Below are 18524 nucleotides of genomic sequence, written 5' to 3'. Positions count from 1 at the left end.
AAATCTAATTGTTATTTATTGTTTTTTAATGCTTCGTAAGTACTGGTATTAGCAGGGTCTGCAACAACTAAAATATTATATACTTTCAATTTTTCAGAAGGATCTGATTTTGAAAAAATATTCGTGATTTCATCTGCTTTAGCAGTGAAAAATGCTTGATTAAACATTGCTCCCTGTCTTTGTTTATCTATTTCGGATATTTTTGGTAAGATAGATAAGATGTTTTTTCTCCCCTTAGCCGCATTTTCTGCCATCACATCTAATCCTTCTCTATGGTAATCATAAATAATCTCTCTTAATGGCAAGAAATTCTTACTGGTAATATTTTCAATTAACCAATATCTGTTTCTCAATCCTTCAAAAGCTTTCCAACCAGAAAATGGGGCATTTTGTGCATTATTTAAAACATCTTGTGCTTTATTAAAGTAGTTAGCGCCTCCTAGTTTAGTAAAGCTATCATAATCCAATCCAACAATTATATAAGCATAAAATGCCAACATCGAGCTCAGGTTATTGATGAAATTTTGGTCAGAAAAGTCTAAAGGCTGCCCTTCAGAATAAGAAAAGTCAAAATCTCTATCATTTATACTTAAAAGTGTAGTATTGTATGAACTATTAAATACAGGTCTACTACTAATAATTTGTGCTTCAGCCTTAAAATTACTAGAACCATCCCATTCTTTAAGGTTGATGACAAAATTACAGTCTATTTTTTCGGTAGCTAAAAGTTCATCAGTAGACCATTTTCTATTATTCAAAAAATCAGACATAGCTGTTTCTAATACTTCTAATGGTCTTTTATTAGTGTTTTGAATTTGTGGAGATAATATTTGTACCCTGGCATTTAAATCTTGAGCATAAGATACGTATGATATGATGCAAAAAAGCAAGCTTAAAAGGTAATGCTTCATAAAAATTTTATTAATGTATTGATGATGTCCATTGCAACTTCAGATTTTGATTTTAAATCATACTTAGTTTTTTCGCCACCTTTTTTGATGATTGTTATTTTATTTAAATCACCTCTAAATCCCGCTCCTGCATCATTTAAGGAATTAAGAACAATGAAGTCAAGATTTTTCTTTTGTAGTTTAATCTCAGCATGCTCTTCTTCTTTTTCAGTCTCTAAAGCAAAACCAACTAAGATTTGATTTTTTTGATGGAGCCTAAATATTGAAGAATATCAGTTGTTTTCTTTAGGGTGATATTAAATTCGGTATCACTTTTTTTTATTTTTTGTTCAGCCTTTTCTATCGGAGTGTAATCTGCAACTGCTGCACTCATAATACAAACATCACAATCAGCAAAAGTAAGATTAACAGCATTTAACATGTCTTCTGCGGTAGTTACATTAGTCCTTTTAATATTCAGATGATGAACATCCAAAGCTACTGGTCCACTTATCAAGTTTACATGAGCACCAAGTTTCGCACATAGCTCAGCAATAGCAAAGCCCATTTTTCCAGATGAATGATTACCAATAAACCTAACCGGGTCTATCGGTTCAAAAGTTGGTCCAGCCGTTACTAAAACATGTTTACCCTTCAATAGTTGTTCAAACTCAAAATGATGAATGACCTGTTGATATATAGTTTCCGGCTCTTCCATTCTACCTTCTCCATGTAGTCCGCTGGCTAGCTCTCCTTTACCTGGCTTAATCAAGATATTGCCGTAATTTAATAAAGTTTGGATATTTTTTTTGTCGATGGGTGCTGCCACATATCTAAATCCATCGCCGGGGCAAACATAACAGGACATTTTGCCGATAGGTAGCATGCGCTTAACAAGTTGTCACATCCTCCAGAAGCAAATTTAGCTAAAGTATTAGCAGTGATAGGGGCAATTAATATTAAATCTGCCCACAAAGCCAATTCCACATGGTTATTCCATTGGCCCGTATCGGCCTGATAATATTCTGAAAATACTTGATTTTTTGATAGGGTAGATAAGGTTAAAGGAGTAATGAATGCTTTAGCATCCTTGGTCATTATTATTTTGACGTTTGCGCCAGCTTTAACAAGTAATCTAGTTAATTCTGCCGATTTGTAACTTGCTATACTGCCACAAACGCCAAGTAATATATTTTTTCCTTCAAGCATCTTCAAAAAGTCTTAAAATTTCTCTCAAATAATTTAAGAGTTAATTATTTAGGCTTTTTGCTAAAACGCTCAGCCTCTAAAGCCAAATATAAAACAAATTATTTTTGTTCTTTAGAAGGATTTCTGTGGTAAACTTTACCATGAATAAATTCATCAATAGCAATTAAAGAAGCTTTTGGCATTCTTTCATAGTGCTTAGAGATTTCAATCTGCTCTCTGTTTTCAAATACTTCCTCTAAATTGTCGTTAGAGCTTGCAAACTCAGCTAATTTACCGTGAAGCTCTTCTTTTAAGTTGGCTCCAATTTGATTAGCTCTTTTACTAATTACTACTAAAGACTCATAAATATTTTCAGTTTCAATATCTAATTGTCTTAAATCTCTTGTTACAGTTGTACCAGAAACCGTAGGTTTATTGTTATTGTTGTTGTTCATCTTCTTTTTCTACTTTTTTATTCTCTGAATATGTAGCTAATATTTCTTTTGTTAATGCTATTCCTTTTACTATATCTTCCTTAAGCTTTTTTGCTTTTTCCGTATAAGTGCTACTAGGATACTTTTCCGTAAATCTTTCGTATTCAACTAAAGCTTCATTATATCTATCTTCTTGCTTAATTTCTCTACTATTTTTCGCGTAAAGATATTGAGCTTCTATAATTAAATATTCCATTTCCTCAGCAAATTTCGTGTCAGGAAAATCTTTCATAGAATTTCTAAATGCAATCACTGCCGCTTGGTAATCTCCAATATCCAAAAATAGCTTTGCATTAGCATAAGATTTACGCTCCAATTTATCACGTAAGTCTAAAATTAATTTACTAGCCTCGGCCACTCTTTCACTTCTCGGGTATATATTAATAAATAATTGCAATGATTCTATAGCTTTATAGGTATTATCCTGATCTAATGAGAAATTAGGGGAATCTATATAATAGCAATAAGCAGTCATAAACCTACACTCTTCGGCTTTAGGACTACTAGGGTAAGTATCGGCAAAAGTTTTAAAGTGATATCTAGCCGATAAATAATCCTTCAGTTGATAATTAGTATAAGCGTAATAGTAATATAAGTCTTCAGCTTCAGACCTCCCTCTATATCTTTGTACTAAATCATCAAATAAAGTTAATGCTTTAGTATAATCTTTCTTATTGTAAAGTTTAATAGCTTCTTGGTACTTCTTAGCAACATCATTGCTAGTTCTAAGCTTTTCAAATTTGCTTTTACAACTACTGAGGCTTAATCCTACAAATAATAATATGAATCCGAATAATGCTAAGCCTTTATTTTTTAACATGCTGCAAAGATAGTTTAATAAATAATACAAGTCAATTTTTTAATAGCTACTAATATAAGACTAATAATAAGCCTCATATTAGCCTTTAACAGAATTTAACACTATAATAATAGTATAAGTCAGCGCTATTAGGCCTTAAGCGTTTCATATATTTCCCATCCATAGCTTAAAAAAAAGAAAATTAAACTTTTTCGATAAGATATACAGTGAGTTATGATGATTTGGATAAAAAAGGGTATAAAGTATTTGTGAGAGAAGAAAAAGATATGCACCTTTGCAGCCCGCAAGGGGGAAAAGGTTGACATAAGTTAGAGGGAATAATGAGAGAGATGAAGAAAAGAAGGGGTTAAAAATTATTTTCAAAAACATTTGGATATTAGGAGTTGGATGATTACCTTTGCAGCCCCCGAAAGGGGGAAAGAGTTACAGCGATTGTAATTTTAAGACAAGACAAAATAGAAATACTAAGTAGATAAGTAATTATCGAGATAGCAATAAAAGCTGATCCGAGATGGTGAGGCGCAAAAGTTCTTTAAAAAGATATCATATAACGTAGCGACACTGAGAGATCAGTAACCTAGAGACGGAAGAAAACAAATATTAACGAAAGTTAGTATCAAACAACATTATACAATGGAGAGTTTGATCCTGGCTCAGGATGAACGCTAGCGGCAGGCCTAATACATGCAAGTCGAACGGGATTGGGGAGCTTGCTCCTCATGAGAGTGGCGAACGGGTGCGTAACGCGTATGCAACCTACCTTCATCAGGGGGATAGCCCGGAGAAATTCGGATTAACACCGCATAAAAACATAGTACGGCATCGTACAATGTTCAAATATTCATAGGATGAGGATGGGCATGCGTGTCATTAGCTAGTTGGTAAGGTAACGGCTTACCAAGGCGACGATGACTAGGGGATCTGAGAGGATGACCCCCCACACTGGTACTGAGACACGGACCAGACTCCTACGGGAGGCAGCAGTAAGGAATATTGGTCAATGGAGGCAACTCTGAACCAGCCATGCCGCGTGCAGGAAGACGGCCCTATGGGTTGTAAACTGCTTTTATACGGGAATAAACCTTGATTCGTGAATCGAGCTGAATGTACCGTAAGAATAAGGATCGGCTAACTCCGTGCCAGCAGCCGCGGTAATACGGAGGATCCAAGCGTTATCCGGATTTATTGGGTTTAAAGGGAGCGTAGGCGGCCATTTAAGTCAGAGGTGAAAACTTGCAGCTCAACTGTAAGCTTGCCTTTGATACTGAGTGGCTTGAATAAACTTGAGGTAGGCGGAATGTGACAAGTAGCGGTGAAATGCATAGATATGTCACAGAACACCAATTGCGAAGGCAGCTTACTAAGGTTTAATTGACGCTGAGGCTCGAAAGCGTGGGGATCAAACAGGATTAGATACCCTGGTAGTCCACGCCCTAAACGATGATAACTCGATGTTGGCGATATACAGTCAGCGTCCAAGCGAAAGCGTTAAGTTATCCACCTGGGGAGTACGCCCGCAAGGGTGAAACTCAAAGGAATTGACGGGGGCCCGCACAAGCGGAGGAGCATGTGGTTTAATTCGATGATACGCGAGGAACCTTACCCGGGCTTGAAAGTTAGTGAATGAATCAGAGATGATTCAGTGGTTTACCACACGAAACTAGGTGCTGCATGGCTGTCGTCAGCTCGTGCCGTGAGGTGTTGGGTTAAGTCCCGCAACGAGCGCAACCCCTATGTTTAGTTGCCAGCACATAATGGTGGGGACTCTAAACAGACTGCCTGTGCAAACAGAGAGGAAGGATGGGACGACGTCAAGTCATCATGGCCCTTACGTCCGGGGCTACACACGTGCTACAATGGATGGTACAGAGGGCAGCTACTTAGCGATAAGATGCCAATCTCAAAAAGCCATTCACAGTTCGGATCGGGGTCTGCAACTCGACCCCGTGAAGTTGGATTCGCTAGTAATCGCGTATCAGCAATGACGCGGTGAATACGTTCCCGGGCCTTGTACACACCGCCCGTCAAGCCATGGAAGTTGGGGGTGCCTAAAGTCCGTAACCGTAAGGAGCGGCCTAGGGTAAAACCGATAACTGGGGCTAAGTCGTAACAAGGTAGCCGTACCGGAAGGTGCGGCTGGAATACCTCCTTTCTAGAGAAGTCGAAAGGTTTTTAAGTTGTTACGTTATATGTATATTTTTTTATAAAAGGAAATGAACCTGAAGAGATGAGAATCGGTGGTTCTACCGATGAGGTAAGGGGATAGAAAGTCTCGTAGCTCAGTTGGTTAGAGCACTACACTGATAATGTAGGGGTCAGCAGTTCAAATCTGCTCGAGACTACAAGAGAGAAGTTAAAGAGTTAAGATAAGAGTCTATGTAATAGACTTTAAATAACTGTAAAGACGATAACTCAAAAAACATCTTTAAAGGGGGATTAGCTCAGCTGGCTAGAGCACCTGCCTTGCACGCAGGGGGTCAACGGTTCGAATCCGTTATTCTCCACGTTTAAGTAAAAGTAGCATACGCAATGTAAACTACAGCTTAAAAAAGTTCTTTGACATATTGGAAGAAGTTATTGAAAGAGAAGACAACAGGTAGAGACATCTACGCTTGTATGTAATCATACAAGAAAAAGAAAGTAAATAAGAGCACACGGGGGATGCCTAGGCTCTCAGAGGCGATGAAGGACGTGATAAGCTGCGATAAGCTTCGGGTATTGGCACATACGAATTAATCCGAAGATTTCCGAATGGGGCAACCTAACTAGTTGAAGACTAGTTGCAATAGCGCAAACCTGCCGAACTGAAACATCTAAGTAAGCAGAGGAAGAGAAAATAATAATGATTTCCTGAGTAGTGGCGAGCGAAAGGGAAAGAGCCCAAACCAGTTATGTTACGGCATAACTGGGGTTGTAGGACCACAACATGAAGATTAGCATGAAGTCGAACAGGATGGGAAGCCTGGCCATAGCGCATGATAGCTGCGTAGACGTAAGTAATAATTAGATAGTGGAATCCTGAGTACCGCGAGGTCGGAGACGCCTTGTGGGAAACTGCCAGCACCATCTGGTAAGGCTAAATACTCCTGAGAGACCGATAGTGAACTAGTACCGTGAGGGAAAGGTGAAAAGAACCGCGAATAGCGGAGTGAAATAGAACCTGAAACCGTGTGCTTACAAGCGGTCGGAGCAGACAAGTTCTGTGACGGCGTGCCTTTTGCATAATGAGCCTACGAGTTACTCCTCTCTGGCAAGGTTAAGTGGTTAAGCCACGGAGCCGAAGCGAAAGCGAGTCTGAATAGGGCGTACAGTCAGAGGGGGTAGACGCGAAACCTTGTGATCTACCCATGGACAGGTTGAAGGTGCCGTAACAGGTACTGGAGGACCGAACCGATAAACGTTGAAAAGTTTCCGGATGATCTGTGGGTAGGGGTGAAAGGCTAATCAAACTGGGAAATAGCTCGTACTCCCCGAAATGTTTTTAGGAACAGCGTGGTGGTAAAGTTTAACAGAGGTAGAGCTACTGATTGGGTGCGGGGGAGTCAAATCCTACCAAATCCAGACAAACTCCGAATGCTGATTAAATATACACTGCAGTGAGGCGCGGGGTGCTAAGGTCACGCGCCGAGAGGGAAAGAACCCAGACCATCAGCTAAGGTCCCCAAGTATATACTAAGTTGAACTAACGAGGTCCGATTGCATAGACAGCTAGGATGTTGGCTTGGAAGCAGCCATTCATTTAAAGAGTGCGTAACAGCTCACTAGTCGAGCGATCGGGCATGGATAATAAACGGGCATTAAGTATATCACCGAAGCTATGGGATTGAAATATATCGGTAGGGGAGCATTCTATATGCAGCGAAGATATCTGGTAATGGGTGTTGGAGCGTATAGAAAAGCAAATGTAGGCATAAGTAACGATAAGGCGGGAGAGAAACCCGCCCACCGAAAGACTAAGGTTTCCTGATCAACGCTAATCGGATCAGGGTTAGTCGGGACCTAAGGCGCATCCGAAGGGAGAAAGCCGATGGACAATGGGTTAATAATCCCATACTTTTTATAACTGCGATGAGGTGACGGAGTAGTGACACTGCCGCGAACTGACGGAATAGTTCGTTGAAAGGCGTAGGTATAGGACTGGTAGGCAAATCCGCCGGTCTTGCTGAACCCCAATAGTACTGAGAGCCTTCGGGCAATTAGATAGAGCAGGTAATCAGACTTCCAAGAAAACCCTCTAAGCATCAGGTTATAAAAACCCGTACCGTAAACCGACACAGGTAGTCGAGAAGAGAATTCTAAGGTGCTCGAGTGAATCATGGCTAAGGAACTCGGCAAAATGGCCCTGTAACTTCGGGAGAAGGGGCGCCTCTAGCAATAGAGGCCGCAGTGAAAAGGCCCAGGCGACTGTTTAACAAAAACACATGGCTTTGCAAAATCGAAAGATGAGGTATAAGGCCTGACACCTGCCCGGTGCTGGAAGGTTAAGAGGGGATGTCATTCAGCAATGGAGAAGCATTGAATCGAAGCCCCAGTAAACGGCGGCCGTAACTATAACGGTCCTAAGGTAGCGAAATTCCTTGTCGGGTAAGTTCCGACCTGCACGAATGGTGTAACGATCTGGGCGCTGTCTCAGCCATGAGCTCGGTGAAATTGTGGTCCCGGTGAAGACGCCGGGTACCCGCAACGGGACGGAAAGACCCCATGAACCTTCACTACAATTTAACATTGACATTGGGTACAGGATGTGTAGGATAGGTGGGAGGCTGTGATCTGGGTTCGCTAGGATTCAGTTAGCCAACGTTGAAATACCACCCTTTCTGTATTCGGTGTCTAATCCGACTGAGTCGGAGACATTGTTTGATGGGTAGTTTGACTGGGGTGGTCGCCTCCAAAAGGGTAACGGAGGCTTTCAAAGGTATGCTCAGTACGCTTGGTAACCGTACGTGGAGTGCAATAGCAAAAGCATGCTTGACTGTGAGGCCAACAAGCCGATCAGGGTCGAAAGACGGATATAGTGATCCGGTGGTTCTGCATGGAAGGGCCATCGCTCAAAGGATAAAAGGTACTCTGGGGATAACAGGCTGATCTCCCCCAAGAGCTCATATCGACGGGGAGGTTTGGCACCTCGATGTCGGCTCGTCACATCCTGGGGCTGGAGAAGGTCCCAAGGGTTCGGCTGTTCGCCGATTAAAGTGGCACGCGAGCTGGGTTCAGAACGTCGCGAGACAGTTCGGTCCCTATCTGTTGTGGGCGTTGGAAATTTGAGTGGGGCTGACCTTAGTACGAGAGGACCGGGTTGGACTGACCTCTAGTGAATCTGTTGTTCCGCCAGGGGCATTGCAGAGTAGCTACGTCGGGAATAGATAAGCGCTGAAAGCATCTAAGTGCGAAACTAGCCACAAGATGAGATTTCCATTGAGGATCGTGGAAGATGACCACGTTGATAGGCTATAGATGTAAAGGTGGTAACATCAAAGTCGAGTAGTACTAATTATCCGATACTTTCCAGAAACAGATAGATAAAAATCAAACTGTTGTTTTCTCGAACAATATCTTCTTTCAATAATATGTCATTGTTGTATGTTTTGAGTTATAAGTAATAGGTTAAAAGTTGATAAACTGATAACTAGCAACTATTAACTGAGAAACGAATCAACATAAAGATATTCAGGTGTCTATATCGATGGTGTCCACCTCTTCCCATTCCGAACAGAGAAGTTAAGCCCATCAGAGCCAATGGTACTGCAGTAAAATGTGGGAGAGTAGGTCGATGCCGACTTTTATTAATCAATAAACTTTAAGCTCTTGAATCTTTTCAAGAGCTTTTTGTGTTTATTAGGGGATTGTAAATCCTAATCTCTTGCTTTAGTAGAGATAGCTATCCAAATGAAAATGATGCCTCCAAAGATCTTCGATTGCTAATCCTATTGATACCTCTTCCACTGTTTCTCTATCACTAATTATTACCTTTAGGAAGATAGCTATTTAGTGTTTATTTTATAACCATATTATTAGGGACTTAAATTTATTATTTAATAAAGGAAATCAATAGCGTCCTAAACGAATAAAAAAGGAGAAAGGAAAGTTTTAACTCATCGTTACCTTTGAGGTGCAAAAAAACAAACCCTTTCTCAATGGTAAATGTAACACTATTCTCCCAAATCATATCAAAACTTGAGCGTTCAAAGTTCAACAAACTGGTATCTACATCTCAGAGCGACAAACATAATAAAGGTTATACAAGCTGGACACATCTAGTATCGATGTTGTTCTGCCAGTTTGCCAAAAGCCAATCGGTACGTGATATTAGTAACGGTCTTCGTTCAGCTACTGGCAACCTCAATCATTTAGGTATTCAAAAAGCTCCATCTAAATCTAGTGTAAGCTATCAGAACAAGCACAGGGACTATAACATCTTCAAGTCCTATTATTTCATACTGTTAGAAAGTTTGGGACAGCAGGCAGGCTTTAAACAAATAAAGTTCAGGATTAAGTCCAAAATCTTCCTGTTAGACTCCACTACTATCAGTCTGTGTCTTTCTCTATTTGATTGGGCCAGGTACAAAACAGCTAAAGGAGCGGTTAAACTGCATACTCTGCTTGATTATGATGGCAATCTACCAGCATATGTCAATATTACCAACGGCAAAACTGCGGATAACAAAGGAGCTTATGATGTGCCTTTACACAAAGGAAGTGTTATTGTTGCAGACCGATTCTATAATGACTTTGCCCTGCTGAATGTTTGGGACAGCAACGGCGTATTTTTTGTGATCAGACATAAAGAAAACCTCCAATATACTACAGTTAAGGAAAATATATTGCCGGAGAACAGGCATAAGAATATCCTGATTGACGAGATTATTGAGCTTAAAACCGCAAAATCAAAGGACAGCTATCCCAAAAACTTAAGAAGAGTGGCTGTTTGGGATGATAAAAATGAACAAACTATAGAAATTATTACCAATCAAATGTATTGGACAGCAAACACCATCAGTGAGCTTTATAAAAGCAGATGGCAGATTGAAATCTTTTTTAGAGAGATCAAACAGAACCTGCATATCAAATCATTTATCGGAACCACAGAAAATGCCGTGATGATACAGATATGGACAGCGCTAATTACCATCCTCATCCTTAAAGCACTTAAAGCAATGGCTAAATATGGATGGCAGCTCTCCAACCTTATCGCATTTATCAGACTTAACATATTTGTGAAAATAAATCTACAGAATTGGCTCGATAGGCCTTTTGAAGAACCCGATGAGCTAAAAGATAAACAAGTTATTCAAGGGGTTCTTTTCTGAAATCTATTTTTATCTCCAATACTGTCCTAAACGTTTATGAAAACATCAAAAGTAACGCAATAGCTTAAAATTTATGAGATAAAAATAGATTTCAGAAAAGAACCCCTTGAATAACTTGTTTATCTTTTAGCTCATCGGGTTCTTCAAAAGGCCTATCGAGCCAATTCTGTAGATTTATTTTCACAAATATGTTAAGTCTGATAAATGCGATAAGGTTGGAGAGCTGCCATCCATATTTAGCCATTGCTTTAAGTGCTTTAAGGATGAGGATGGTAATTAGCGCTGTCCATATCTGTATCATCACGGCATTTTCTGTGGTTCCGATAAATGATTTGATATGCAGGTTCTGTTTGATCTCTCTAAAAAAGATTTCAATCTGCCATCTGCTTTTATAAAGCTCACTGATGGTGTTTGCTGTCCAATACATTTGATTGGTAATAATTTCTATAGTTTGTTCATTTTTATCATCCCAAACAGCCACTCTTCTTAAGTTTTTGGGATAGCTGTCCTTTGATTTTGCGGTTTTAAGCTCAATAATCTCGTCAATCAGGATATTCTTATGCCTGTTCTCCGGCAATATATTTTCCTTAACTGTAGTATATTGGAGGTTTTCTTTATGTCTGATCACAAAAATACGCCGTTGCTGTCCCAAACATTCAGCAGGGCAAAGTCATTATAGAATCGGTCTGCAACAATAACACTTCCTTTGTGTAAAGGCACATCATAAGCTCCTTTGTTATCCGCAGTTTTGCCGTTGGTAATATTGACATATGCTGGTAGATTGCCATCATAATCAAGCAGAGTATGCAGTTTAACCGCTCCTTTAGCTGTTTTGTACCTGGCCCAATCAAATAGAGAAAGACACAGACTGATAGTAGTGGAGTCTAACAGGAAGATTTTGGACTTAATCCTGAACTTTATTTGTTTAAAGCCTGCCTGCTGTCCCAAACTTTCTAACAGTATGAAATAATAGGACTTGAAGATGTTATAGTCCCTGTGCTTGTTCTGATAGCTTACACTAGATTTAGATGGAGCTTTTTGAATACCTAAATGATTGAGGTTGCCAGTAGCTGAACGAAGACCGTTACTAATATCACGTACCGATTGGCTTTTGGCAAACTGGCAGAACAACATCGATACTAGATGTGTCCAGCTTGTATAACCTTTATTATGTTTGTCGCTCTGAGATGTAGATACCAGTTTGTTGAACTTTGAACGCTCAAGTTTTGATATGATTTGGGAGAATAGTGTTACATTTACCATTGAGAAAGGGTTTGTTTTTTTGCACCTCAAAGGTAACGATGAGTTAAAACTTTCCTTTCTCCTTTTTTATTCGTTTAGGACGCTATTGTTTTATCTCATAAATTTTAAGCTATTGCGTTACTTTTGATGTTTTCATAAACGTTTAGGACAGTATTGAAAGGAAATACTAGATTGCTGGTCAAGTTGGGAATGAATACTAATTAATATGTTATAATAACAACTTAGATGTTTGACATAAATTACTTAGCGTATAACTTCAGTCTTTAAGTTTATATGTTAAATTCATAATCCTCCATCTAGTATTGGTTAATTATCGAATTATTATTGTTATTTAAATCCTTTCTAAATAAATGCAATTGACAAATGATTGACATAGGTGTAAATTAGCTATTTTACATTTGTACAGTTCAAAAATATATCATTGAAATATCTAAAGGTTATAGCATTTACTCATAAGCAAATTGAGCTTGATAAGTTGGGATGTTTAGTATTGTGTAATGATGCTATAGATTCTACTCTTAATTTGGTACGCGAAAAGTTTAATATTTCAGAAATATTTTACTTAGGTACTTGTAATAGAGTAGAATTCGTGTTTACAGCAGAACATGATATAACCAAGGATTTTGTAAAGCGTTTTTTAGATTTATTCCATAAGGGAAGGATGTCTGATAAGGATTTAAATCTGATAGTAGATAATTGTTGTATTTATGAACAAGAAGACGCACTTAATCATTTGATGAGGGTTTCCAGTTCTCTAGAGAGTTTAGTAGTAGGAGAGAAGGAAATATTAGCTCAGGTTAGAAAAGCATATGAATCTTGTAAGGAAAAAGAGTTCACAGGAGATTTTCTAAGGCTCATTATGAATAGAGTAGTTAAAGCCGCAAAAGAAGTTTATACTTATACTAATATCTCTAAAAATCCAATTTCAGTTGTTTCTTTAGCTTATAGAAAACTTAGGGATTTAAAAATTAATCCAAATAGCAGGATTTTAATTATTGGGGCAGGTGAGACCAATCAAAATTTAGCTAAATATCTTAAGAAACATAAATATCAAAACTTCTCTATATTTAATAGAACTTTAAGTAAAGCACAGTCTTTAGCTTTAGAACTAGGAGGTGTTGCTTATAGTTTAGAAGATTTAGAGCTTTATTCTGCTGGTTTTGATGTTATTATTACTTGTACAGGAGCTACACAGCCCATTCTTACGAAGGAGTTATACCTTAAGTTATTAAATGGCGATACATCAAAGAAAATCATTGTTGATTTAGCTATTCCTAATGATACTCATCAGGATGTTATATCTGATTTTAAACTTGAGTATATTGATGTTAAAACTTTACAAGATATAGCTGATAAGAATCTTAAAGAGCGTTACCAAGAATTAATTAACGGTGAGGCTATTATTGAAAAAAATATTAAAGAGTTTAGACCTATTTTAAAGCAACGTAGGATTGAACTTGCTATGAAAGAAGTTCCTGAAAAAATTAAAGAAATTAAAACTAGGGCTTTAAATTCTGTTTTTGCTGAGGAAATAAGTTCATTGGATCCAAACTCCAGAGAGATTCTAGAAAAGGTTATTGCTTATATGGAAAAGAAATATATCAGCGTTCCTATGGTAATGGCGAAGGATATCTTGGTGAATAATGCTTAATTAATAATCCACTTAAAGTACCTCCAAAAGTTTTATTTTTACTCATATTTTAGGTCAATTGAACAGAACAATTATTATAGGAACAAGAGGTAGTGATCTTGCGCTATGGCAAGCAAACCACGTAGCTGACAAACTTAATGATATAGGGATAAGTACTGAGATTAAAATCATTAAAACCCAAGGTGATAATATTTTAAACTTAAGACTAGATAAATTAGAGGGTAAAGGTTTTTTTACTAAAGAACTAGAAGAACACCTTTTGGCTGGGACAATAGATTTAGCTGTTCATTCTCATAAAGATTTACCTACAGAGAATCCTCCTGGATTAAAAATAGCCGCTGTTTCTGAAAGAGAAGATCCATCTGAAATTATATTAATTTTAAAAGATTGCGTAGATTTCTCTAAAAAGCTATCAGTTAAACATAATGGTATTGTTGGTACTTCATCTAATAGAAGGCAATCTCAGTTATTAGCAGTTAGGCCTGATTTAGAGATTGAAGATTTAAGAGGGAACGTGAATACAAGAATTCAGAAATTAAGAGATGAAAATTACGATGCTATTATTCTAGCTAAAGCTGGAATTAGTAGATTAAAACTAGATTTATCTGAATTTTACATCGAAGAAATAGAGCCAACATCAGAGCTTGTACCCGCTCCGGCACAAGGAGTTTTAGCAATTCAGATTAGAGATAATGATGAAGAACTTAACACAGTTTTACAGCAAATTAATGATGCAGAAGTTGCTAATTGTATTGCTGTAGAAAGAAAGGTTCTTAACCTTTTCAATGGTGGTTGTCATATGCCTTTGGGGTGTTATTGTGAAAGAGAAGACGATATCTTTAAAGTTTGGACTACCAAAGCAAACTCAGGTGAAGAATTACCAGATAGATTATATGTAGAATCAATCATAACTGAGGGGTTAGCAGAAAAAATTGTTGCTAAATTTGATTTAGAAAAAAGAAAATTAGCCAAAAAAGTATTCATATCAAGAGAATTATCAGAACATAGTTATTTCTATAGAGCGTTAGCTAAACACGATATAGAGATTGAAGCTAGATCGTTAATTAAAACTGTACCAACCATACATAAGCTAGATTCTTATATTTTTAGAAATGTAGATTGGATTTTCTTTAGTAGTAAAAATGGAATAGAGTACTTTTTTAAGTTAAATCCTGTATTGCCAAAAGATGTGAAATTTGGAGTTGTGGGCAGAGGCTCTGAAGATGCTTTAAGACAATTAGGAAAAGTGCCAGCTTTTGTTGGCGAAAGCAGTGATGTTGCTGAAGTAGCTGAGGAATTTGCTGCTATAGCTAATGGGACACATATTTTATTCCCATCAGCAAAAGACTCTTTAAGAACAGTACAAAAAGCTTTATCTCAAGAAACTCAAATAACAGATTTAACCATTTATGAAACCATATTGGTTGATGATGCTGCCCAAAGTTTTGCAGATGTACTGGTATTTACAAGCCCTTCTAATGTTGAAGCCTATTTTATAGATAACTTACTTGAGCCAGGGCAGCAAATTGTTGCGATAGGAGTTTCTACAGGTAAGAAGTTTGAGGAAATGAATGTCCCTTATATATTGCCATCGTCGCCAGATGAAATTGGTTTAGCAGAAGCGGTTTTTGGGATAGATATAAAATAAATTTAGTATGATGATGTTTAGCAGACCAAGGAGAAATAGAAAATCTGAAGTGATTAGAAATATGGTTCAAGAGAACTTTCTTAGAGCTTCTGATTTTATCTTTCCGCTGTTTATTATTGATGGTAAAAATCAAAAAACAGAAGTTTCTTCTATGCCAGGCATTTATAGATATTCAATAGATTTACTCTTGAAGGAAGTAGAGTCTTGTCTTAAACTAGGGCTTAAGTCTTTTGATTTATTTCCGAATTTAGAAGAGTCATTAAAAGACGAGACCGCAACAGAGAGTTTAAATAAAAATGGATTATATCTTAAAGCTATTAAAGAGGTAAAATCTAATTTTCCAGAAGCTTGTATTGTTACGGATGTAGCCATGGATCCATACAGTTCTGACGGGCATGATGGACTGGTGAAAAATGGTGAAATTGTAAACGATGAAACACTTGAAATATTAGCTAAAATGGCTGTTGCACAGGCAGAAGTTGGTGCAGATATTGTTGCTCCTTCTGATATGATGGATGGTAGAGTAGGCTACATTAGAGAAGCGTTAGATGCTGTAGGTTTTACCAATGTTTCTATTATGTCTTACACGGCAAAATATGCGAGCGCATTTTACGGACCTTTTAGAGATGCTTTAGACTCTGCCCCGCGTTTTGGTGATAAAAAAACCTATCAGATGAATCCGGCTAATCAAAGAGAAGCCTTAATTGAAGGCATGTTAGATAGCCAAGAAGGAGCTGATTTTTTAATGGTTAAACCAGCTTTAGCTTATTTGGATGTCATTAAATTAATGAAAGATAATTTTGATTTACCTATTGCGGCATATAACGTAAGTGGAGAATATGCCATGATAAAAGCAGCAGCGCAAAATGGTTGGTTAGATGAAAAGAGAGCTATTGTAGAAACCTTAATGGGAATAAAAAGAGCCGGAGCTGATGTTATTTTAACTTATCATGCTAAAGAAGTTTTGGCTAATAATTGGATTTAAATAAAGATTTACCATAATCATAAGAAGATGTTCGATTCGATAAAAAAGATTTTTAGTAGCGGAGAGGAAGAAACTACATCCTTAACTTCTGGTGCAAAACCGGATATATCCAGAGAAAAGTCTGCTCAATTATATGAAAAAGCAAAAACTTTTTTCCCAGGTGGAGTAAATTCACCGGTAAGAGCTTTTAAATCTGTTTATGGAACACCTCTTTTTATAGAAAAAGGTGATGGTTGCTATTTATGGGATGCAGATGGAAATCAGTTTATTGATTTTTGTTGTTCTTGGGGTCCTTTAATTTTAGGTCATAATCCTGCTAAAGTAAGAGAAAAAGTTATTGAAGTTATGGCTAATGGAATGTCTTTTGGCGCTCCTACAGCCTTAGAAAATGAATTAGCAGAGCTTATTATCTCAAATAATAAATACATAGAAAAAATAAGATTTACGAGTTCTGGTACGGAAGCCGTAATGTCTGCTATCCGTTTAGCAAGAGGTACTACCAAAAGAGATAAAATCATCAAATTTGAAGGTTGTTATCATGGCCATTCAGATTCTCTTTTAGTAAAAGCAGGTTCTGGTTTGGTGACTTTTGGAGAAACATCATCCGCTGGGATACCTAAATCATTTGCTAATGAAACTATTGTAGTTTCACTAAACGATAAGGAAGCTTTAAAAAAGGCTTTTGAAGATTTCAAAGAGCAAATTGCAGCAGTTATTATAGAGCCAGTGCCAGCTAATAATGGTTTACTTTTACAAGACAAAGATTTTCTGCAATTTGTAAGAGATATTTGTAATGAAAACTGCGCTCTATTAATATTTGATGAAGTGATTTCTGGCTTTAGAGTAGGTTTTGAAGGTGCTGCAGGATATTATGATATACAGCCAGACATAGTTACATACGGTAAAATAATTGGCGGAGGATTGCCTGTAGGAGCTTATGCTTCTTCAGCCGCTATTATGTCTAATATATCTCCAGAAGGTGGGGTTTATCAAGCCGGTACATTATCTGGTAATCCGGTTGCTATGGCAGCAGGTATTGCTCAATTAACCGAACTCAGTAAATCTGGCTTTTATAAAGAATTAAACAATAAAACCCAAGAGTTTGCAGATTCTATACAGCGTTATGCTACTGCTAAAAATTATAAATTTAAAGTATTTACCATAGGTTCTATCTTTTGGTTTGCCTTTACGGATAAAGATAAAATCCAAACTGCAGAAGATATTGATCCTGCTAGCATGGAAAAATTTAAAATGATGCATAAAGAACTACTTAACAGAGGTATTTATTTTGGCCCATCTGGTTACGAAGTAGGTTTTATATCGGCAGCGCATAATAAAGTAGATTTAGAGAAGGCAAAAAGACAAATTTTTGAAACTTTAGATTTAGTATTTAGAACCAGGTAATATGAAACCGCTAACCATATTTTACGTTTTAGTTTTCTATGTAATTGCACAATTATTTTGGTGGGCAACCTTATTGATAGAGCTAGAACCTATTAGAAGAGGTATGGTGATTGGTGAAGGCTTTGTTTTTATCTCTCTAATGAGCTTTGGAGCTTATAAATTACACAAGGCTATCAATAGAGAAAAAAAAATGAATGCACAGCAGAAAAACTTCTTACTTTCTGTAACTCATGAGTTGAAATCGCCTTTAGCATCTATAAAATTGTATCTACAAACTATCCAGAAAAGGGATTTAGATCAAGAAACTCAAAAGAATTTCATTGGTAAATCACTTTTAGATATAGAACGATTAGACGATTTAGTTGAAAATATGCTGCTAGCATCTAAAATTGAAAATAATTCATACAGTTTCCCTAAAGAGCAGCTTAATCTATCAGAATTAATAGAGAAAATTGTAGCTAGATTACAGATACACGTTTGTAACAAAGAAGCCTTAATTACGCAAATAGAGCCTAATATTTTCATTACTGGTGATAAGTTTGCTATGGCTTCTGTAGTGACGAATTTAATAGAAAACGCAGTAAAATATTCGCCAGAATGTGTGCCTATCCACGTAAGTTTAGAGCGTAAAAGTAATGGGAAAGTATGCTTTAAAGTTGCCGATTTAGGTATGGGTATACCAGATGCAGAAAAGCCTAAGATATTTGATAAGTTTTACAGAGTAGGTAGCGAAAATACACGTAAAACTAAAGGCACAGGTTTGGGTTTATTTATTGTGAAACAAGTGCTAGAAAATCATCAAGCGCTTATTAAAGTAAAGAATAATAAACCAAGCGGAACTGTATTTGAAGTTTCTTTTGGATAAAAAATTACA

The 18524-nt window shown here is 37.3% G+C and carries 10 protein-coding genes, 2 tRNA genes, 3 rRNA genes and 2 pseudogenes; 11 read left to right on the top strand and 6 right to left on the bottom strand.

The window, feature by feature from the left end:
* Positions 1–11: 11 nt before the first annotated feature.
* The 5 genes and pseudogenes from porD to FYC62_RS09070 all read right to left on the bottom strand — a co-directional run bounded on the left by porD (position 12) and on the right by FYC62_RS09070 (position 3392).
* Positions 12–911, bottom strand: a complete 900-nt coding sequence (gene porD, locus FYC62_RS09085; protein WP_039453380.1) for a type IX secretion system protein PorD — start codon at positions 909–911, stop codon at positions 12–14.
* Positions 908–1608 (bottom strand): annotated as a pseudogene (gene coaBC / locus FYC62_RS18015) (bifunctional phosphopantothenoylcysteine decarboxylase/phosphopantothenate--cysteine ligase CoaBC). The gene porD and the pseudogene coaBC overlap by 4 nt, the downstream one beginning before the upstream one ends.
* Before the next feature lie 68 nt (positions 1609–1676).
* Positions 1677–2099 (bottom strand): flavoprotein, encoded by a 423-nt coding sequence (locus FYC62_RS18010; RefSeq protein ID WP_317131480.1) that lies wholly within the window; start codon positions 2097–2099, stop codon positions 1677–1679.
* A gap of 98 nt (positions 2100–2197) precedes the next feature.
* The gene (locus FYC62_RS09075; RefSeq protein ID WP_039453385.1) at positions 2198–2533 is read right to left on the bottom strand and encodes a DNA-directed RNA polymerase subunit omega; all 336 of its coding nucleotides are present in this window, start codon (positions 2531–2533) and stop codon (positions 2198–2200) included.
* Positions 2517–3392: an outer membrane protein assembly factor BamD gene (locus tag FYC62_RS09070; RefSeq protein WP_149074707.1), complete on the bottom strand. Its 876-nt coding sequence runs from the start codon at positions 3390–3392 to the stop codon at positions 2517–2519. Before FYC62_RS09070 ends, FYC62_RS09075 begins: the two co-directional genes overlap by 17 nt.
* A 630-nt stretch (positions 3393–4022) precedes the next feature.
* Here FYC62_RS09070 and FYC62_RS09065 point away from each other — a divergent pair.
* From FYC62_RS09065 to FYC62_RS09040, 6 genes are all read left to right on the top strand, one after another.
* Positions 4023–5544: ribosomal RNA gene (locus FYC62_RS09065) — 16S ribosomal RNA — on the top strand.
* A gap of 116 nt (positions 5545–5660) precedes the next feature.
* Positions 5661–5734: transfer RNA gene (locus FYC62_RS09060), tRNA-Ile, on the top strand.
* Between the two features lie 88 nt (positions 5735–5822).
* Positions 5823–5896 (top strand) — tRNA-Ala (locus tag FYC62_RS09055).
* A gap of 130 nt (positions 5897–6026) precedes the next feature.
* Positions 6027–8902: ribosomal RNA gene (locus FYC62_RS09050) — 23S ribosomal RNA — on the top strand.
* Between the two features lie 157 nt (positions 8903–9059).
* Positions 9060–9171 (top strand): 5S ribosomal RNA (gene rrf / locus FYC62_RS09045).
* The 16S, 23S and 5S rRNA genes sit together here with 2 tRNA genes alongside, the layout of an rRNA operon.
* Positions 9172–9526: 355 nt before the next feature.
* Positions 9527–10699 (top strand): IS4 family transposase, encoded by a 1173-nt coding sequence (locus tag FYC62_RS09040; protein ID WP_149073853.1) that lies wholly within the window; start codon positions 9527–9529, stop codon positions 10697–10699.
* A gap of 91 nt (positions 10700–10790) precedes the next feature.
* Here FYC62_RS09040 and FYC62_RS09035 read toward each other — a convergent pair.
* Positions 10791–11962: pseudogene (locus FYC62_RS09035) on the bottom strand (IS4 family transposase).
* 421 nt (positions 11963–12383) lie between these two features.
* Here FYC62_RS09035 and hemA point away from each other — a divergent pair.
* From hemA to FYC62_RS09010, 5 genes are read left to right on the top strand one after another with little or no spacing between them, the layout of a single operon-like run.
* Positions 12384–13613: a glutamyl-tRNA reductase gene (hemA, locus tag FYC62_RS09030; RefSeq protein ID WP_149074706.1), complete on the top strand. Its 1230-nt coding sequence runs from the start codon at positions 12384–12386 to the stop codon at positions 13611–13613.
* Between the two features lie 58 nt (positions 13614–13671).
* Positions 13672–15261 carry a hydroxymethylbilane synthase gene (gene hemC / locus FYC62_RS09025; RefSeq protein ID WP_149074705.1) on the top strand — a complete coding sequence of 530 codons (1590 nt, stop codon included), beginning with the start codon at positions 13672–13674 and terminating at the stop codon, positions 15259–15261.
* 13 nt (positions 15262–15274) lie between these two features.
* A complete protein-coding gene (gene hemB / locus FYC62_RS09020) occupies positions 15275–16246 on the top strand; it encodes a porphobilinogen synthase (RefSeq protein ID WP_149075894.1) in 972 nt (323 codons plus the stop codon).
* 27 nt (positions 16247–16273) lie between these two features.
* Entirely contained in the window at positions 16274–17650 is a 1377-nt protein-coding gene (gene hemL, locus FYC62_RS09015) for a glutamate-1-semialdehyde 2,1-aminomutase (protein WP_149074704.1), read from the top strand.
* 1 nt (position 17651) lies between these two features.
* Complete coding sequence (locus FYC62_RS09010) at positions 17652–18515, top strand: sensor histidine kinase (protein ID WP_039447837.1); 864 nt, start codon at positions 17652–17654, stop codon at positions 18513–18515.
* Positions 18516–18524 lie beyond the last annotated feature (9 nt).

Origin of the sequence: Pedobacter aquae, from assembly GCF_008195825.1 — a bacterium.
GTDB lineage: Bacteria > Bacteroidota > Bacteroidia > Sphingobacteriales > Sphingobacteriaceae > Pseudopedobacter > Pseudopedobacter aquae.
Note: the sequence above shows the minus strand (reverse complement) of the source record. Positions and strands in the feature narration are given on the sequence as shown.